1 protein-coding gene is annotated in these 256 nt (G+C 66.8%); it reads right to left on the reverse strand.

All coding sequences use genetic code 11. The features are described from left to right. A partial coding sequence (locus SB751_RS32775) for a hypothetical protein (protein ID WP_410749350.1) occupies positions 1 to 256 on the reverse strand: 256 nt, incomplete at both ends.

The following is a 256-nucleotide window of genomic DNA, read 5'->3' on the forward strand; positions in this document are numbered from 1 at the left end:
GGTGTAATTGGCGTAGCCGGTCGGATTGGGCAGCTGCACATAGAAGCCGCCATTGCTCGCCGTGCCGCTAAGGTAGCCGGTCAGCACGTCCAGATAGCCCGTGCCGGTCGCGCCGACCGCCTTGCCGGCGATCAGGCTGACGGAATTGGCCAACAGGCGGGTCTGCTTGTTGCCGTCGTCGCGCAGGTCGCCCGCGGCGTTCAGCGTGATGCTGCCGCTGTAGCCGGCGTCGATGTTGCCGACGGTGATGTCGCGG

Source organism: Cupriavidus sp. SIMBA_020 (assembly GCF_046535395.1).
GTDB lineage: Bacteria > Pseudomonadota > Gammaproteobacteria > Burkholderiales > Burkholderiaceae > Cupriavidus > Cupriavidus campinensis.